Origin of the sequence: Stenotrophomonas sp. SrG, from assembly GCF_050031795.1 — a bacterium.
In the GTDB taxonomy this organism is placed as follows: domain Bacteria; phylum Pseudomonadota; class Gammaproteobacteria; order Xanthomonadales; family Xanthomonadaceae; genus Stenotrophomonas; species Stenotrophomonas rhizophila_A.
In genome coordinates this window covers 1-253 of sequence record NZ_JBNBBE010000554.1, presented here as the reverse complement: position 1 = coordinate 253, position 253 = coordinate 1, and the positions used below count along the sequence as shown (strand labels likewise).

The 253-nt window shown below is 66.4% G+C and carries 1 protein-coding gene; it reads left to right on the top strand.

The window, feature by feature from the left end:
* Positions 1-253, top strand: a 253-nt coding sequence (locus tag ACQG3P_RS20835) for a hypothetical protein (RefSeq protein ID WP_426806116.1), incomplete at both ends; no start/stop codon positions are given.

Genomic DNA, 253 nt, shown 5'->3' with positions numbered 1-253 from the left:
TCGTTGCTGGACGGCGAGAAGGTCGTGGCGTTCTCGATGTCGCGCACCCGCGGTTCCAGCGTCGTGATGGGGGTAGCCGGCGTGCATGACGCGCTGGACAAGATAAAGGCCGAGCACCCGGGCATCGTCTTCCGCCTGGTCACCACCGCCATCGACGAAACCCACCGCTCCTACGATTCGTCGTTGTCGATGCTGTGGGAGGGCGCGCTGCTGGCCCTGCTGGTGGTGTGGCTGTTCCTGCGCGACTGGCGCG